The 16,751-nt window shown below is 55.5% G+C and carries 14 protein-coding genes, 1 pseudogene and 1 other annotated feature; of the genes and pseudogenes, 7 read left to right on the top strand and 8 right to left on the bottom strand.

Annotation, left to right across the window (positions count from 1 at the left end):
- Nucleotides 1-1,127 (bottom strand): type IV secretory system conjugative DNA transfer family protein (locus MAXJ12_RS11270; RefSeq protein WP_008835981.1); only part of this gene is annotated, 1,127 nt, incomplete at its 3' end.
- A 178-nt stretch (nucleotides 1,128-1,305) separates the two neighbouring features.
- On the opposite strand from MAXJ12_RS11270, the gene MAXJ12_RS11265 reads away from it, so the two are divergent.
- On the top strand, nucleotides 1,306-1,650 hold the full coding sequence (locus MAXJ12_RS11265) for a DUF3768 domain-containing protein (protein ID WP_008835979.1): 345 nt from the start codon (nucleotides 1,306-1,308) through the stop codon (nucleotides 1,648-1,650).
- 63 nt (nucleotides 1,651-1,713) lie between these two features.
- Here MAXJ12_RS11265 and MAXJ12_RS11260 read toward each other — a convergent pair whose 3' ends face one another.
- Together MAXJ12_RS11260 and MAXJ12_RS11255 are read right to left on the bottom strand one after the other, a co-directional pair.
- A complete protein-coding gene (locus tag MAXJ12_RS11260) occupies nucleotides 1,714-2,202 on the bottom strand; it encodes a hypothetical protein (RefSeq protein ID WP_008835978.1) in 489 nt (162 codons plus the stop codon).
- On the bottom strand, nucleotides 2,199-2,543 hold the full coding sequence (locus MAXJ12_RS11255) for a helix-turn-helix domain-containing protein (RefSeq protein ID WP_008835977.1): 345 nt from the start codon (nucleotides 2,541-2,543) through the stop codon (nucleotides 2,199-2,201). Before MAXJ12_RS11255 ends, MAXJ12_RS11260 begins: the two co-directional genes overlap by 4 nt.
- Nucleotides 2,544-3,006: 463 nt before the next feature.
- Here MAXJ12_RS11255 and MAXJ12_RS11250 point away from each other — a divergent pair, with 463 nt between their 5' ends.
- On the top strand, nucleotides 3,007-4,620 hold the full coding sequence (locus MAXJ12_RS11250) for a recombinase family protein (RefSeq protein ID WP_008835975.1): 1,614 nt from the start codon (nucleotides 3,007-3,009) through the stop codon (nucleotides 4,618-4,620).
- Nucleotides 4,621-4,856: 236 nt separating this feature from the next.
- Nucleotides 4,857-5,471 (top strand): DUF3800 domain-containing protein, encoded by a 615-nt coding sequence (locus tag MAXJ12_RS11245; protein WP_040585865.1) that lies wholly within the window; start codon nucleotides 4,857-4,859, stop codon nucleotides 5,469-5,471.
- Between the two features lie 701 nt (nucleotides 5,472-6,172).
- On the opposite strand, the gene MAXJ12_RS11240 is transcribed toward MAXJ12_RS11245, so the two are convergent.
- Nucleotides 6,173-7,093: a hypothetical protein gene (locus MAXJ12_RS11240; RefSeq protein WP_008835971.1), complete on the bottom strand. Its 921-nt coding sequence runs from the start codon at nucleotides 7,091-7,093 to the stop codon at nucleotides 6,173-6,175.
- A gap of 564 nt (nucleotides 7,094-7,657) precedes the next feature.
- Between MAXJ12_RS11240 and MAXJ12_RS11235 the strand changes: the two genes are divergently transcribed.
- The gene (locus tag MAXJ12_RS11235; protein ID WP_008835970.1) at nucleotides 7,658-10,354 is read left to right on the top strand and encodes a TrlF family AAA-like ATPase; all 2,697 of its coding nucleotides are present in this window, start codon (nucleotides 7,658-7,660) and stop codon (nucleotides 10,352-10,354) included.
- Between the two features lie 3 nt (nucleotides 10,355-10,357).
- Nucleotides 10,358-11,578 (top strand): ATP-binding protein, encoded by a 1,221-nt coding sequence (locus MAXJ12_RS11230; RefSeq protein WP_008835969.1) that lies wholly within the window; start codon nucleotides 10,358-10,360, stop codon nucleotides 11,576-11,578.
- A gap of 164 nt (nucleotides 11,579-11,742) precedes the next feature.
- On the opposite strand, the gene MAXJ12_RS11225 is transcribed toward MAXJ12_RS11230, so the two are convergent.
- Together MAXJ12_RS11225 and MAXJ12_RS36690 are read right to left on the bottom strand one after the other, a co-directional pair.
- The gene (locus MAXJ12_RS11225) at nucleotides 11,743-13,302 is read right to left on the bottom strand and encodes a tetratricopeptide repeat protein (RefSeq protein WP_139043862.1); all 1,560 of its coding nucleotides are present in this window, start codon (nucleotides 13,300-13,302) and stop codon (nucleotides 11,743-11,745) included.
- A gap of 560 nt (nucleotides 13,303-13,862) precedes the next feature.
- On the bottom strand, nucleotides 13,863-14,270 hold the full coding sequence (locus tag MAXJ12_RS36690) for a hypothetical protein (protein ID WP_139043861.1): 408 nt from the start codon (nucleotides 14,268-14,270) through the stop codon (nucleotides 13,863-13,865).
- 118 nt (nucleotides 14,271-14,388) lie between these two features.
- On the opposite strand from MAXJ12_RS36690, the gene MAXJ12_RS38040 reads away from it, so the two are divergent.
- Nucleotides 14,389-14,637: a transposase gene (locus MAXJ12_RS38040; protein WP_008835966.1), complete on the top strand. Its 249-nt coding sequence runs from the start codon at nucleotides 14,389-14,391 to the stop codon at nucleotides 14,635-14,637.
- Here MAXJ12_RS38040 and MAXJ12_RS11210 read toward each other — a convergent pair.
- Nucleotides 14,586-14,996, bottom strand: a pseudogene (locus MAXJ12_RS11210) (transposase); the annotation flags it as partial. The gene MAXJ12_RS38040 and the pseudogene MAXJ12_RS11210 overlap by 52 nt on opposite strands.
- Nucleotides 14,643-14,712, bottom strand: a sequence feature (AL1L pseudoknot). (Overlaps the previous pseudogene by 70 nt.)
- 524 nt (nucleotides 14,997-15,520) lie before the next feature.
- Here MAXJ12_RS11210 and MAXJ12_RS11205 point away from each other — a divergent pair.
- Complete coding sequence (locus MAXJ12_RS11205) at nucleotides 15,521-16,210, top strand: DUF1326 domain-containing protein (RefSeq protein WP_008835964.1); 690 nt, start codon at nucleotides 15,521-15,523, stop codon at nucleotides 16,208-16,210.
- Between the two features lie 21 nt (nucleotides 16,211-16,231).
- Here MAXJ12_RS11205 and MAXJ12_RS37605 read toward each other — a convergent pair.
- Nucleotides 16,232-16,751: hypothetical protein (locus tag MAXJ12_RS37605; protein ID WP_008835963.1), on the bottom strand; the 520-nt coding region annotated here is incomplete at its 5' end.

Raw genomic sequence — 16,751 nt, 5'->3', positions numbered from 1 at the left:
TCGATCATGAGCTTCAGGTAGATGTCATGGTTCGGCAGGGGGAGGAGATCGAGCCGATCGAACACGGGTTCGAATTCCCGCGCGATGTGTTCCGCATCATGTGCGCCGAGCCGGAACGCGATGAGCGTGCCGGCATTTCCGAGAACCGCGTGCAAGATGGCTGGGTCGAGCTGATCCAAATACTGATGCGCAAGCACCATGCCCACGCCGAACTTGCGCAGTTCGGAAAGCATGTTGCACAGAGCCAGGGTCGTGAAATTCTGAAACTCATCAATGTACACGTGAAATGGAAGCCGTGACGCTTCCTCAACATAGGCTCGGCTGAAAGCAGCCGAGCCCAAGGAGGTGACGAGGAGCCCGCCAAGCAACGACGAGCTGTCCGCACCGATCTTGCCCTGCGAAAGATTCACAAGCAAAATACGGCCTTCGTCCATGATCCTGCGCAGGCGCAAGTTTCCGTCCTGGCGCGTTAGGATGCGCCGCAACTTTGGATCGGCGAGGAACGCCCCCACCTTGTTCTGAATCGGCGCAATCCCGTCTGCCATGTAGCGGAAGGAGTATTTGGGGAATTCACGCCGCCAGAACTGCTTCACCTGCTCATTCTGCACGTTTCTGAGGATACGCCATCGGAACTCCTTGCTGACCAGCATGGAAAGTATGTCTGGCATGGCGGCGGACGGCTGATCAAGGAGCGCCAACAAAGCGTTGCGCAAGATGTGCTCCATGCGCACCCCCCAGGCGTCACCCCACATCTTTTTGAAAATATCCATAATGCCCGAGGCAACCAACGGCCTCATTCCATAGCTCACACCCACAAACGGGTTGTACCCGTAGGGTTGCGACGGATCGGGCACGTTGAAATACACCGCATCCGCTTTGCGATGCGTTGGAATGCGCGCCGCAATTCGCTCAACGAGATCGCCGTGCGGATCAAGGAGCGCGCAGCCGCGCCCCTGTTCGATGTCTTGCATAACGAGCGTTTCGATCAGCGTCGTCTTGCCGACGCCGGTCTTGCCGACAATGTACATATGCGAAAGCCGGTCGGCCTGTTTAATGCCGAAGTATCGATGCGGCTCGCGCGCATTCGTCTGCGCGAACAGCGATATCGTGCCCGAGTTATTTGGCATCACCGTAGCCTGTCAGCTTTCGGCGCACGGCCAAGGCCGCATCACATGCCGAAGGAGCAAGCCGCGCAGTCTTTGCCGCGTTTTGCCGACCGCATAAAATACATCGAGATGAGATCGATCTCGGAGGTACGAGCCAGCGCTGAATGGTCAGCGCTGGCATGTGCCACGGAGATCAATCATGGTTCTTTCCCAGTCCAGCGATCATCAGAGAAAGATCGCAATCCTCAACGATGCGTTCCGCTCCACCTTCCTTTGCGGCTCCGTCTGTGTGACCGCCGGGGTCCACCTCCTCGGGAACGGATTCGTAAAAGCCGCGCTGCTCGCCGTGCGAGATTTTGACAGGTTCGAAGACGCAAACGACCCTTACGACGAACACGATTTCGGCTCGCTCGTCGTTCTGGAGCGAAAGCTCTTCTGGAAGATCGACTATTACGATCCGAGCATGACCCACGGGTCCGAAGATCCGGCCAATGGGGAGATCACACGTCGCGTCCTCACCGTCATGCTCGCCGAGGAATATTGACGTCGCGCACTAAAATGCCCCGCAACTCTGCGGGGCATCTTTCGTTTCATACGCGAAGTTGTTTCAGTTCTCGCCACCGGCCGATCCTTGGCCTGTTTGGCGCGCCGCAAGCCATTCCTTCGCGAGCGCAAGCGCCTCGAAATAGATGATATTGCGGGGCTCGGGCTCCCAGATTTTTCGGGGTTTCGGCAGCCATGGTTCGATCTGCGGAAATTCCTGTACCAGCGCCGCCGCTTCTACATACTTGTTCGGAAACCGTGACCGCCGCACAACCCCGACACAGTTGATATTGAGTTCATTCGCCGCCCCTTTCACGGCCTCGATAAGCGATCGGGTGTGCTTACCCTTTCGTGTTCCCTCATCGACGTACTCGATAATCAACAGATCGGGCCGGTAATAGGTGAGCCATGCCTTCGCTTGGTTGAACGCCTGGTCGATGCCCCTGCTTGCCTTGGCGGACAATCCCCAGTCATGCAGATCGCCGCCGCTGAAATAGACAAACCCAACCTTGCCCGAAGCCGCTGCAATAGCGAGTATCCTGCGCGCCCTCATAGCTCGGTTCGGCTTAGACCCTCCACCTTCTCTGCAAGGCTGTTGAGCGTGCCGAGCCGGTTGAATCGATCGCGCCAGTTGTCCGGACATTCGGGCATGGACGCAAGACGCTCATTCAGTGCCGACGCCAGCGACATGAGGATGCAGTCGCAGAGGGTATTGGGAGGTGTATTGAAAACGAGACAGAGGATCGACAGCTCAACGAGAGTCGGTGCCGATTTTCCGGCTTCGAGCTTCGAAATGCGAGAGGGATCGACCCCCAAAAGATGCCCGCAGTCCGCCTGCGAAAGACCCGACTTTCTTCGCGCGACCTTGAGGTCGAGCGCATATTCATAGATCATAAAATGAGGTTGTTACGCTGATAACCACCTCAATCATAGCGACCGCCGTAGAGCGAAATAGACCGCATCATTTGCCGATTTGGCATGTCGGCGACATCTACGGCTACCATCTTGTGGTCATTTCGCATTCGCTGGTCGGAAGGATGAAATCCATTCCGACCGCATCGCAATCCCAAAAGCAGACCGAATCCCAGAGCGCATCGCCGTTTCCTCCCATCCCCCGGATAGATGGTAGCAGACCGCAGGACCGCTCAAAGACCGCACCATCTGCCTGCAAGCGGTGCCTTCTAGGAACGGTTTCCCTTGGCAATACAATGTTTCCCATGGACGATGATCAATTCGAGCGATACTTGGCGCTCTGCAAGCGCATGTATGAACGCATGCAGCGCGACGGCTCTTGGCCATGGGCCGACTCGCAAGATTCGGAGGACGTGGTAGAGTCCGAAGATAATCCCGAAAATGTATGAAACAGTGTTTTGGTTACGTCCGCGTCTCGACCCAAAAGCAGGGCGAGGGCGTGTCGCTTGACGCACAGCGCAACGCTATCGAACAGTTCGCAGCCCGCAACGACATTGCGATCACAGAATGGTTTGAAGAGAAGCAGACGGCCGCCAAAGGAGGCCGGCCCGTTTTTGGCGCGATGCTGAAGGCCCTACGGCGTCGCAAGGCCGCCGGCGTCGTCATGCACAAGATCGATCGCTCAGCCCGGAACTTTGCTGATTGGGCCAAGATCGGCGACCTCGCTGACGCTGGCATCGATGTCCACTTTGCTTCCGAGAGCCTCGATTTCCGTTCGCGGGGCGGACGCCTCTCTGCTGACATCCAGGCGGTTATTGCCGCCGACTACATCCGCAACCTTCGCGAAGAAACCATCAAGGGTATCACCGGTCGCCTCGGTCAGGGCCTCTATCCGTTCAGGGCGCCGATCGGGTATCTCGACAATGGGGGTGGCAAGCCTAAGACCCCGGACCCGAACACCGCCCCGTTGATCCGCAAGACATTCGACCTCTACGCCAGTGGGCAGCACTCATTGCGGTCCTTGCGATCAGAGTTGGAACGACTTGGGCTCCGAAACATGCACGGCAAACCGCTTTCCAAACGCGGCATCGAGACGATCCTCAACAATCCCTTCTACTGCGGCATCATCCGGATCAAGCGAACCGGCGCAATCCACCAGGGAGTGCACGAACCGCTCATATCAGCTGCGCTGTTTGAACGCGTGCAACTGACGAAGGCGGATAAAACGAGCAAGAAGGTCACCAAGCACAACCATACCTATCGCGGCCTTTTCCGCTGCGCGGAGTGCGATGCGGCGATGACGCCAGAACTCCAAAAAAGTCACGTCTACTACCGCTGCCAAACGCGGGGCTGTCCGACGAAGTGCGTGCGTGAGGAGGAACTGGAGCGAGCCGTCCACGCGGCCCTGTCACGAGTGCGCCTAACCGACGAGGATGTGGCGGAACTAACCCAGGAGACCGAGGTGTGGTGCAAAGCGCGCGAGGAGACCGACCTTGAGACGACCGCCGCAATGCAGCTCGCGCAGATTGATTCGCGTCTCGATGCGCTTACCGATGCGCTGGTCGACCGGGTCATCGACAACGACACCTACTCCAAACGCAAGGAACGCCTGTTGCTGGAAAAGGCTCGCATCTCGGAAGAGCTGAAACTGAAACAAAAGCAGCGAGGTGATCCGGGCAATGTCCGGAAATTTCTCGAACTCGTAAAAAACCTTGCTGCTACGTTCCTTTTTGGGCAATCGGCCGAAAAACGAGAGATTGTCGAAATCGCCATCTCGAACCGGCGCGTGCTCGAAAAATACGTCAGTTTAGAGCCAGCGAATTGGCTTCGGACTGTCGAAACTGCAATTGCTGGCCCCTATGGTGCCCCTCATCGTCCCACTTCTCGAAGCCGTCAGCACATGCGGAAGAAGCATGTGGTCGCACTGATTGAGGCATCAAAGGCAAAGGAAGCGAGGAAACTCCACTTCGTTCTGCACCACGACAATGACAACGATGCAGATGAGCTTGCGCGAGCTTCACGACGACACAGATTTCAGAGTCGGCTAGATTCATGTTGACGCAGAGTTTGCTACCGTGCGCGGATGAAAAACAAAGAAAAACAATACGGGAACCTGAATGACGAGCAATTCGAGCAGTATCTCTCACTCATCAAGCGCATGTACGAGCGGATGGAAGCTGAGAATTCATGGCCGTGGGTTGTCGACCCTAAAAAGGGGGAACAGTTTCAAGGTAAATAAAGCAACCGGTATGCCACATGTGGGTGGAAGATACTAACTCATGATACCATTTCACGATGTTGAAAGTTTTTATTGATGAATCAGGAAATTTGGGTTCACAAGGTCGATACTTCGCAATTGGCGCATTCTGCACCAGCGACGGCAAGCGGGTGCGAAATATCATTAAGCGACACTGCGCTGCCCACAATGTGCCTGAGTTTAAGAATCGGAATACAACCTTTCTCATTCGTCAGAATATTGCACACAAGCTTAAACAGGTCACCGATCACACCATTGGGTATGTCTGTGTCGACAAGACCAAAATCCAAAGCCTACAGCTCCGCTCCGATCATAACCTGTTGTTCAACTATACGTTCTCATATCTCATGAAAGAGATCATTGCGACTGAAGGAGGCCAAGATATCAACATACTAGTGGATAACCGAAATCAAAAGGTCATGTCTACAAATTCCCTCGGTGACTACCTGCGAATCAAGGCCTATGCAGAATGGGGGTTTACCCACGATCTCCAGGTTCACTACTGCGATTCGAAAACTGACAGGTTAGTGCAAGTGGCGGATTTCGTCGCTGGCAGCGTGCTTGAGCGCTACAAAAATCGCAAGAAGCATATCTATAATATGCTTAAGCCAGAATATGCGGTTCGATTTCCAAACGCTCAGTTCGGTGCATAGCCGGGTGGATTTAGGATCCAGGTTGTGGTATGGTACAGGTGAAGTAAGTCGTGCGTGGAGCTCAATGAGTAAGTGTCGTTTCCCGACACCGAAGCGCGTGCATTCTGAAAGGGCCCTGAGGGGCCTTTTCGTTTGCCCTTTTCTTATAAGTTCGATGGCCTCTTGGGGGTATGCGGACTCGCTACACAAAAACCGCTCAGTTGAGCGGTTTTTGTTGTCTAGGATACATCGTATGTATGGTGCCCCTCATCGTCCCGCTTCTCGAAACGGTCACCACATGCGGAAGCAGCATGTGCTCGCACTGATTGAGGCTTCGAAGGCGAAAGAAGCGGCCAAACTCCACTCCGCTCTCCATCCCACAACGACAACGATGCAGATGAGCTTGCGCGAGCTTCACGACGACACAGATTCCTGCGTCGGCTAGTGCCGAAAATCTGACGCTTGGTACCGGAATCGTAAGCCCGCTCAGGGTGGATTGCTGTCCTTGGCATCGGTCACCGGAACGAGCCGATTGCGCCATGAGCTGCCGTTCGTGGCGTTTCTCCATTGCGGTCGTTCGCGCGACGGCTGGTGTCGACCCGTTGCTGCCGTAGGCGAGGACGATGATGGAGGGCTCAATTGAGCCCCGTTGCAGACGGTCAGCCATCGCGCGGCTAGTCAAGTGCACCCTCCGGCATATTGTACATCGTGGGTCCAGCCGCCTATTCACCTCGTACCATGGCCAACTGACGGCGGAACTCGGCGTCTGGGATGGCCTGTTTCCAGAAGTTGATGAACCGAGCCACCACTTGCAAGTTTCCAGCCTCGTAATGGCCGTTACTGTCGATGCGGTCCAGAGAGGGGTGCAGCTGGTCGTCTGGGCCGTCAGCCTGCAACGCGAGCCCCGTGATGGCGCAACGGTGGCCCGTTTCGTCGAGCAGTTCTTTCAGATGCGTAATAAGCGCCTCTTTGGACAGCCTAAGGTCTTTATTCTTTACGATGCGGTCGACTGTCTGGCCATTCGCTTGCTTTGCGGTCAGTTCCGCCTGAGTTGCCATCTGCCAGACCGCCTTGAACCACGCGTCTTTGTAGTGGCCGGCATTCTGGCGCTCGAGCTTGTCTGCCCACCAAAGCGCGTCCAGCGTCCACAGGTCAATCCCGCAATCCCGGGCGAGATCGACTAACCTGGCATTGATCAATTCGTACTTCTCACCTTGGGTAGCGCCGTGAGGGAAGGAGGGCCACAGACCACGGTCGCGCATTTCCGGCTCGCTAGTGCCGTTCCACACGCCGTAACGATCATCGTAGGCAACGAGTAGGATGGGTGTCAGGGTGGCGCTACCAACCCCGTTGATCTGCGCGACAGCGGTGTCGAACCGTTCGGACAGAGGTAGAGCCTCATCGACCAGAGTGGTCAACGCACTCCGCAGGTTGTTCATGTCGTCTGCGGCGCGGCGGCCAAGGCGTTCTAACCCCGACCAGTGGTGATTGTGTTTAAAGCTCAAGAAATCGAGGTAATCCTGCCTGGTCAGGCGCGCTGGGTCGCGGAAAAGCGGTCCGAAGCGTTTCAGAACGCCGTCACGCTTGGCAACCATGTTGCGGATGTCGGGTAGGCTGAGGGCTTTGTTAATGTCAAAGATCATTGCTTCTAATCTACACGGTTATTCTGATTGGTCGGGCTTGACGTTGAAACACGCCTGCGATCTCTCTTTGCCTGTCCTGCCAAAAAATTGGCGCGATCAAGTCCAGAAAGTCTCTGCATTGCCTAAAGGTCTTTTGGTGTCCTGGCGTCTATAGAGGCCCTTATCCAACGGCAGCTTAGTCTGCAATTGTTCCATTTCCGAAGGAAGCCGCAAACTGCAGCATCCCACCCGATCCAGCCGTACAGCCCATTCGGACCCAAATTTGGCTGACGCGGGTCCGGTCGCCTCGACAGCGCCAGGAGCCGACCTTCCTGGCACTTCTCCAAAGCCGCCGTTCGCCCAACAGCACAAGTCGACCCTACTCGGCCATTCGAATACAATGCATGGACGGCAAAAGCCCATAGCAAAGCCGACACAGGCTGTGCATCAAGCAGATGAGATGGTAACGAGCGATGGCCTGTCTTTGTTATGAGGCCGACCATTTGCGAACGATACGACGCCGAACAAAAGAACAAGCGGAGCACCAATGACGTTTGACAGAGCAATATCGGCGGAGAACCGCAGATGACGGCAGAAGCGATCGGTCTGGCGCGTCCGCTGTCGGATCGCATGCAGGCCGCACTGAATCTTCCGAACGGTGCGCGGTTCTACCGTTGCGCCTTGCAGGTCAATCCGTTCGCGTATCTCGAGAGGCACAACAAACCAACCACCTTCACGTCGGAAGATGAGTACAACAAGGCTATCATTAAGACCTGCCTGGACGTCGGAATCGAGGTTATCGCGGTCACGGATCACTACCGTGTCAAACATTCCGGCGGCCTCGTGCGCGCAGCGCGTAATGCCGGGCTATTTGCGTTCGCCGGATTCGAAGCCGTTACCAAAGATGGTGTGCATTTCCTGTGCCTGTTCGACCCAGACAAGGACGAAGTCCTTGAGCGGTTCATCGGCGAATGCGGCATTCACGAAACCGATCATCCCTCGCCCATTGGGAGTAAGGACTCCACGGAACTCCTGGAATCGTCGAAGAAATGGGGTGCGGTCTGCATTGCCGCCCATGTGGCCTCAGAAGGCGGACTGTTGAAAAAACTCTCGGGGCAATCGCGGGTCAACGTTTGGACAAATCCGGACCTGCTTGCCTGCGCGTTGCCCGGCCCTGTGAGCGACGCGCCGGACGGGATCAGGCCCATACTCGAAAACAAGGATGTGCAACACAGGCGCGACCACACTCCCGCGATATTGAACGCCTCAGACGTGAACGATCCGGAGGACGTGATAAAGGACGGGGCGTCCTGTTTCATTAAGATGTCCACTGTCTCGGTCGAGGGGTTCCGGCAGGCGTTCCTGGACCCGGAATCCCGCATCCGGCTGCACTGCGATCCGAAGCCCGAATCCCACGCCGAATTCCTCGCGATGACTTGGGAAGGCGGGTTCCTGCGCGACACCGCCGTGCACTTTAACGAAAACCTCAATGTCCTCGTCGGCGGGCGCGGCACCGGCAAATCCACGATCATCGAGAGTATCCGCTACGCGCTCGGCCTCGATCCGCTCGGCGACGAGGCGCGCAAGGCCCATGAGGGCACGATCCGGCACGTCCTTCAACCCGGCACGAAGGTCTCGCTGCTCGTGCGGTCGCACAAGCCATCGGAACGCTGCTATCTGATCGAACGGTCGGTGCCGAACCCACCCGTTGTGAAGAGCGAAGCGGGCGAGGTACTGTCGCTTTCGCCGCGCGACGTGATGCCGGACGTGGAAGTCTTCGGTCAGCACGAAATCTCCGAACTCACGAAAAGCCCGGAGAAACTCACCCTGTTGCTGGAGCGCTTCGTGGACCGCGACCCGTCCCTCTTGGGGCGAAAGTCGAAGGTCCGTCTGGAACTGGAACGCTCACGCAGCCGGATTGTCGATGTGCGGCGCGAGATGAAGAGACTGGAAGACCGTCTAGCGTCGCTGCCCGGTCTCGAAGAGACGCAGAAGCGATTCCAGCAAGCCGGGCTCGAAGAGAGGCTAAAGGAAAAGAGTCTGCTCATTCGCGAAGAACGGCTGTTCTCCAACCTGGAAGAGCGGCTGGACCAGTACCGGACGCTTCAGAACGAACTGATCGAGGGGCTGCCGGTCGATACGGCATTCGTCTCCGGCAAGGCCCTTGAGGGGCTGCCGAATGTGGACATTTTGGCAGGCATAGAGAGAATCCTCGGGACACTGAGCACGCATCTCAAAGCCATCGGTGATCAGTTCGCGGGAGCTCTGGCCGAAGCCGACCGCGCGATCGCGGAGACGAAATCGGGCTGGAACGAACGCCGCGAGACGATCGAGGAAACCTATGAGAAGCTGCTGCGCGAACTTCAAAAGTCGAAGATCGATGGCGCGGGGTTCATCCAGCTCCGAAAACAGATCGAGGAACTGCGGCCGCTAAAGGACAAGACCGAGAACCTCAGGCGTGACCTCGAAGCACACGAGGCGCAGCGCCGCAATCTTCTGGCGGAATGGGAGGACATCAAAGCCGCCGAATACCGAGAAATCGAGACTGCGGCAAAGCGGGTGTCACGGAGGCTTCGCGACAGGGTTCAGGTCAAGGTCGCAATGGCCGGAAATCGCGAGCCTCTCGAACAACTCCTCCGTGAGGTCGGCGGGAACCTCGCGGCGGCGCTCGACCGCCTGCAGTCGCAGGACCAGTTGTCCCTACCGGAACTGGCGCAGCGATGCCGGGAAGGCAAGGAGTCGCTGATGAAACACTACAACCTTCCGTCCGGCGCGGCGGAGCGGATCGCGCAGGCCGATCGCGACTTGTTCATGAGAATCGAGGAGCTTGAGCTGCCAGCGACAACCCAAATAGAGCTGAACACCGCCCCCGAAGACGAGCCGCCGGTGTGGCGAACGCTGCAAGCGCTCTCGACCGGGCAAAAGGCGACCGCCGTATTGCTACTCCTATTACTCGAATCCGAGGCGCCCCTTGTTGTTGATCAGCCTGAAGACGATCTCGACAACCGTTTCATCACGGAGGGCGTCGTGCCGATCATGCGGCAGGAAAAGCGGCGGCGGCAGTTCGTCTTCTCGACGCATAATGCCAACATCCCGGTCTTGGGTGACGCTGAACTTATCCTCGGGCTTGCCGCAACCGGCGAAGCCAGGGAGGGCCATGCGAAGATCGCAACCGAGCATATGGGCTCCATCGACTCCGAGCCCGTGCGGGAACTGGTTGAGGAAATCCTCGAAGGCGGCAAGGCCGCCTTCGAAATGCGCCGCTCCAAGTACGGATTCTGAGGCATGCCGACGCGAACCGAACTGCTGGAGATCATAGCGAATGGCGAGAATTCCGGGGTGGAATTCAAGCGGGACGATCTGCGCACCCAAGACCTCGCCAAGGAGCTTGTCGCCTTCTCGAACTTGGAAGGAGGCATGGTGCTTCTCGGCGTGGAGGATGATGGAAGCGTGTCGGGACTGACGCGCCAAGACCTCGAAGAATGGGTAATGAATGTGTGCCGCGACAAGATCAGGCCTGCCATCGTTCCTTTCTTCGAAGTGGTCCGTAAAGTCCAAGACGACGAAGACGTTGCTATTGTCCGCGTGACCCGCGGCTATGACGTGCACGCACTCTGGCACAACAACGGCAATAGATACCTGATGCGGGTTGGCACCCTGAGCCGGGAAGCGAGCCAGGAAGAGCTTGCGCGCCTGTTCCAGCATAGGGGCGCGATACGGGCCGAACTGCGGCCGGTGTCAGGAGCGACCCTCGCGCATCTGGATCGGCGGCGGCTGCGGAACTACTTCGGAGGCATCCGCCAGCAGGACGTGCCCGCCGACGATGACGAGGAAGCATGGCAGTCCCTGCTCGTGAACACCGAGATCATGACAGAGGAAGGCGTGACCGTCGGCGGCATGTTGTTGTTCGGCAGGACGCCGAACCGGTTTCTGCCTCATGCAGGAATAGACGCCGTCGCCTATCCTGGAACGGAACAGGACTATGACGCGCAGGAACGCGTAGCACTTCGCGGCCCCATGACGCCACTCCTCAGTGAAGGCGGCGACGATATCGTTGAAAACGGCCTTGTCGAACAAGCACTAGATTTCGTGCAGCGCAATACGCGCGTGATCGTCGAAGCGGAAGGCGGAAGACGGGTGGAACGGCCGGTCTATCCCCCCGATGCGCTTCGTGAGGGTATCGTGAACGCCCTTATCCACCGTGACTACCTGCTCACGAGCACGGATATCGCGTTGGCGGTTTACAGCGACAGGCTGGAGATCATCTCGCCGGGCCGGCTCCCGAACGGCATAACGCCCGAGCGCATGCGGGCCGGCACGCGGGCTGCGCGAAACCAGATACTGAAAGACGTGATGCGGGACTACCGGTATCTGGAACATATGGGGATGGGGATTCCCCGTAAGATCGTCAAGGGTATGAGGGAACACAACGGCACGGAACCAGACCTGATTGAACAGGACGAGCGATTCGTTGTTCGGTTGTTCGCGCAAGCGCCAGAAGGGTAATGCTTTGCGTAACTAGTGCGGGCATTTGCAACCATCAATGAGAGGGCAGCAAACCACACAATGGAGACGTAGAAGACTCCATCGCGGTATAATCCGAGCCGATGCCTCGGGCCGGCTCGGTCGCGCCAACAGCCGACTTTTGCACGTGGCCTCGCGAGCGGCAGCTATCCGCCCTTGGCCTCTCCTGATGAAACCCCTTGTCCATCCGTCAAAACGCCTACAGGCAATTCCCCAATATCTACATCTGGCCGTCCCATCCCAGAAATAAATAGCTTTAACTTGTCGACTGCGCCATTTATCTCTGTACTGTCCCCCTGCATTGACAGAGACGTCAATATATCACCAACTATAGCAGTCTTCGTGACGTCGCTAACATGCCGATACATTACATAACTTATCATGTTGAAATACAATGAATCCTCACGTACACCAAGTTGGCGTTTAATGTCCCCTACGAAGCCGGCCGCCGAAGCAATTCCTCTGATATCCGAAAGACTCTTGGCCGTATCGAAACAAAGCTGCGCATACTTTAGTGCAGAGAGTAAGTCGCCGCGATCCTTATATATAGAAATCAAATTATTTGCAGCAGCGAATATGCCTAGTTGATTCTTCATGTCTAAAAAGTCAGCCAGGGCGAGCAATGACAACTCTTCAGCTCTCGACACATTTCCATTTCCCTTCTCTATTACCGCAATATTTAGATTTGATCTAGATACCCCGCGTCGTATATTTAGCTCCTTAGCAATCGAAAGCGATGTTTCGTGTGATTCTATAGCCAAATCCCTCTTCTTCATGGATAAATATACAAACCCAAGATTATTATAGGCTTTCATCAATCCCAATTTATAGCCAGCTTGTTTAAAAATTTCCACAGAAGCGTTAATTTCAACAAGCGCCGTTTGGTTTTTATTTTGGAACATTAGAGACTTCCCAGAAAGAAACCTCAACTCTCCCATAAACAACGAGTTATTTGAAGCTCTCTTTACTAGGTTCGCTAGCGTATTATCCGCATCAGCGAACCTCTGTTCTAGAATTGCCAGATGCGCATCCCTGAGCAAAATATCAGCCTCTCTCTGAGCAATGATGTTAGGCGGCAACAGTGCTCGAACGGCCTTAATTCGTTCTGAGACATTATTATATTGTCCATTTTCAATCTCGACATCTATTAATGACAAATATAAATCGACTAAATCATTTTTGCTCGCAGTGTTTGGAAAGAATATAGGCGGCTCCTTGTTTAACAGTATTAGAATTGACAGAGAGTCCACTGCCTCTTCTAAGTTATTTCCCCGCTCTTCTGCCTCGAGACTAGCTAGCTTCGAACTAAAATATTGTGTCTTAGTATTTAGTTTCTTCTGATTTTCAAGAGAGATTATTATATTTCGAGCACGTTCAAATTTTCCAACTTCAAGCAGTTCCGAGGCGTACTCTAGGTATCGGCTTTCAATAAACTGCTGATTAATTCGCTCGATATAACTTGAAATAAAGCCGCTGATTGGAAGTATTGATGCAAGTATTGCTGACGGTATAGCTACATATTTTATTAGTTTTTCAACAAATAAAAAGGCATCCTCATACCACGGCAAGTCTTTTGTTCTCGATAATTGCTCCATAGCAAAGCGAATTTTTCTTATGTCGTAATTTTGCTGAGCTACACCCTTCAAAACATAGCTGGTTGTCGTACGCTTCTTGGGTTCGCGCTCTTTAGTGACTTTCTTCCTCATGTCACGCTCATTGATATTGCAGCACTCGTCTTGCATGAATCATAACACCAAAGTCCGTTTTCGTGAATAGAGTCCGCTGGGCTCGCTTGCAGGGACAGACCGTCGCCCACCGAGGGCTTGTCGTATGTATGCAGTTGTGGTTTTCGTCCACTTCGACCACAGCGAACTTCGAGGTCGGGAACTGGTGTATTGCGGCCGTGAGTGACATGAGCGGTGAGCGTCGCATTTGGGTCAAAGCGGTGAGTTCCGCTGAAGGTCCGCTATCTGAGCGAAAACTTGGGCCTGGAATGTCCGACTAGGGTCAGATCTGTCCGTTCGCCGCCACGATACGAAGGCCCGCAAGAGGTCGGAACAGGTAATCCGCATCGGGTACCAAGCGTCAGATTTTTACTAGCGCTCATAAAGCGCATGTACGCGCAGGCGACATTTGCGAACGGCTCACAACGTGAAACCTGACCCTGAACTGACCAACGCTACTCACGCTGCTGTTGCCGGTATGAACGGGAAAGCAGACGATTGCTCCCGATGCGCCTGTCGTTGGGCCTATCGACGTAGTCGGATCAAAATTTCGAGGGGCTCTGCGGGAAGAGAGCAAAATCGACGCTACGAAGCTTGACGCAATGCGCCTTCGGGCCGAGCATCAATAAGGGTTCTCCTACTTTAAGGAAATCTTGATGCTCAGTATCACTGTGACACTGATAATTCTCGTAGTTTCGATTGCAATAGCGCGTATGATATATCGCCGCGTCTATGCCCGCCAAATTGAGCGTGGTGAGGAAGGAAACATATTTGTTGGACTGATGATCTTGGTTGCGACATGCCTTGCACTGGGCTTCGGTTATGTTGGGACCAAAAACGCAGCAGGTATTGATCTGCCTGACCCTGTGATAATCGAAACGATCTACTGCGCTGACGGCAGCATTAAACGAATTGATGACTCTTGCCCATGCTCGGAATTCGACCTTCAATCAAGGTGCTAGTCCCTATGATTGCTGGGCCTGAGAGTGGCCCGTCATCCGATATGCAACGGTACGAGGGTTAAGCCGGCTGGCCGGCGCAGAGCCTCATGCATAGGAGACGGGCCATATGGAACATATCAGATTTGTCGGTTTGGATATTCACAAGGAACGGATTTCGATCGCGGTGGCAGAGAGCGGACGCGGCGGGTCGGTGGAATATCTCGGCGAGATTACCAACGACCCTGATGCCATCAACAAGCTATGCGATCGTCTGGGGCGTTCCGGCAAGCCGCTGGCGTTTTGCTATGAGGCCGGCCCGTGCGGCCGAGCCGACAGCCGGGAGGGATCGATGCGCTTGGCGACATGGTCGTGGTAGGTCGATGGGGCGATCGTCGATGAACGCGATCATGGCTTGAACCGGCGGTCGAGCTCCGCCTGGGCAAAATAAGCGGAAGCCTTGCGAAGGATCTCGTTGGCCTGGCGAAGCTCGCGGTTCTCGCGTTCCAATGCCTTCAGCTTCGTCGCTACATCCGTAGGCACACTGGCTCGCACGCCACTGTCGCGCTCGGCCTTCTTCACCCACTCATGCAGCGTCTGCGCCGTGCAGCCGATCTTGGCGGCGATCGACGAGACCGCCGCCCACCGCGAGACATGCTCGCCTTCGTGATCCAGAACCAGCCGAACCGCACGGGCCCGGACCTCGGGAGAGAACTTGTTGGTCGTCTTGCTTGTCATGGCTCCACCTTCTCAGGAGTTGGAGCCTCCGATCAACCCGGGGCGGTTCACTTCGAAGGCGAAGGGAGCAACGAAACTTCACTTCATGCTGCATCCCGACAACGACAACAATGCAGATGAGCTTGCGCGAGCTTCATGACGACACAGATTTCAGCGTCGGCTAGTGCCGAAAATCTGACGCTTGGTACCGGAATCGTAAGCCCGCTCAGGGTGGTAGTTTGTCGTTCGCTCCCACTACCGGAACGAGCAAGCAGCGCCATAACCGGAAATCCAAGGATCCCTGTTCAAGTCGCTGGTCAACACTGCTAAACTTTATCCTTCCGCATCCCACAGTAGGGAGCGGGTCCCGTGAGCGAAGCGGGTGTGGAGCGCCGGCTTGCCGCCATTCTGGCCGCAGACGTAGACGGTTAGAGCCGGTTTATTCGAGAGGATGAGGCAACCACGATGGCGATATTGAGTGCTCATCGCGAAGAGCTACCCGCTCAAAGGGACAAAACATGGCGGATTAGGGGAGGATCGGTGGGATGGCTGATCAATGGCTATTCAAGAGCGAGACTTATGATAACTGCAATTGCGCTATGAATTGTGGTTGCCAGTTCAACTTGCCGAGTACCCACGGCTATTGTCTGTCGGCCTTCGTCGGCAACATCGTTGAAGGCCACTTCAACGATACGCCGCTCGCAGGCCTGAACTGGGCGGCGCTGTACAAGTGGCCCGGGGAAATCAAGGACGGAAACGGCCGGCGCCAGATCGTTATCGACGAACGTGGGGATGAAGCTCAACTGATCGCGCTCGAAACGATCATCTCAGGCGAGGCATGCGAACCACTGAGCAATCTTTTCTCGGTATTCGCGTCCACATGCTCAGAATTTTGCGAGACATTGTTCCTGCCGATTGATCTCGAAGCGGACTTGGAACGCAGGACCGCAAGAGTAGCGATACCCGGCGTCATGCGGAGCAGCGGCAGGCCGATGATCAACGAGTTTAATGGTCAACCATTCCACATTGCGCTGGCGCGTCCTAGTGGCAGTTTCGAGTTTACATACGCAGAAATCGGACTGGGCACGACCTCGGTCACGGGTGATATGGAGATGGCATTCGAAGATTCATGGGCGCATTTTTGTGTTCACCACTTCAATCAGGATGGCTTGGTCCGAGAAAGATCAAGGCTCACGGCATGGCTTGGGCGCATGAGTCCGCGTTCCCGTGAATGACGGCAATGGGTCAGGGCTTGCCTACGCCGCCTGAGCAACAGGTTCAGGACCCCACAAGGAGGTAACGACCTCGTCTCCTAGAAACTCTGCCAACTGGCCGCTCGGTCTAACGCGGCCAATGGCTTGGGCGGTACGAATAGTCCAGTGAACGCTCTTGCTGTCGAGGATTTGCTCAAGCTCCTTAATGACATTTTTGATATCCTGGGTTCTTCGATCCCACTCAGCAGCAGTTTTGAGAAAGGCTGATTTATTGCCGAACCTGTCGGCCTCAGCCACGATCTTAACAATGGCGTCGGGCCAGGTCACGCCGAGCAACTGCAAAACCTCGTCAGCTAAGTACAAATTCTCGGACTCATGGCAGCCAAGTTGGATAAAGCGGATCTGGTCCTGAAGATTGGCGGCAGTCGGCTGCGGCTTACCCTTGTCTGCATCGATAAGCGCATATCCGGCTACGCCGGCAGCGGGATCGCGTAAGGCTGAAAACATCTGCTGGAGCGACTTCTGGTAGTGAATGATTTCGTCCCCACCAGAGGGGATTACC

This window comes from Mesorhizobium alhagi CCNWXJ12-2, from assembly GCF_000236565.1.
Taxonomy (GTDB): domain Bacteria; phylum Pseudomonadota; class Alphaproteobacteria; order Rhizobiales; family Rhizobiaceae; genus Allomesorhizobium; species Allomesorhizobium alhagi.
Note: the sequence above shows the minus strand (reverse complement) of the source record. Positions and strands in the feature narration are given on the sequence as shown.

Excerpts from the sequence above, each read along its gene's own strand:
- MAXJ12_RS11265 (WP_008835979.1), top strand. The coding sequence starts at position 1,306 with ATGGTTCTTTCCCAGTCCAGCGATCATCAGAGAAAGATCGCAATCCTC.
- MAXJ12_RS11260 (WP_008835978.1), bottom strand. The coding sequence starts at position 2,202 with ATGAGGGCGCGCAGGATACTCGCTATTGCAGCGGCTTCGGGCAAGGTT.
- MAXJ12_RS11255 (WP_008835977.1), bottom strand. The coding sequence starts at position 2,543 with ATGATCTATGAATATGCGCTCGACCTCAAGGTCGCGCGAAGAAAGTCG.
- MAXJ12_RS11250 (WP_008835975.1), top strand. The coding sequence starts at position 3,007 with ATGAAACAGTGTTTTGGTTACGTCCGCGTCTCGACCCAAAAGCAGGGC.
- MAXJ12_RS11245 (WP_040585865.1), top strand. The coding sequence starts at position 4,857 with ATGTTGAAAGTTTTTATTGATGAATCAGGAAATTTGGGTTCACAAGGT.
- MAXJ12_RS11240 (WP_008835971.1), bottom strand. The coding sequence starts at position 7,093 with ATGATCTTTGACATTAACAAAGCCCTCAGCCTACCCGACATCCGCAAC.
- MAXJ12_RS11235 (WP_008835970.1), top strand. The coding sequence starts at position 7,658 with ATGACGGCAGAAGCGATCGGTCTGGCGCGTCCGCTGTCGGATCGCATG.
- MAXJ12_RS11230 (WP_008835969.1), top strand. The coding sequence starts at position 10,358 with ATGCCGACGCGAACCGAACTGCTGGAGATCATAGCGAATGGCGAGAAT.
- MAXJ12_RS11225 (WP_139043862.1), bottom strand. The coding sequence starts at position 13,302 with ATGAGGAAGAAAGTCACTAAAGAGCGCGAACCCAAGAAGCGTACGACA.
- MAXJ12_RS38040 (WP_008835966.1), top strand. The coding sequence starts at position 14,389 with ATGGAACATATCAGATTTGTCGGTTTGGATATTCACAAGGAACGGATT.
- MAXJ12_RS11205 (WP_008835964.1), top strand. The coding sequence starts at position 15,521 with ATGGCTGATCAATGGCTATTCAAGAGCGAGACTTATGATAACTGCAAT.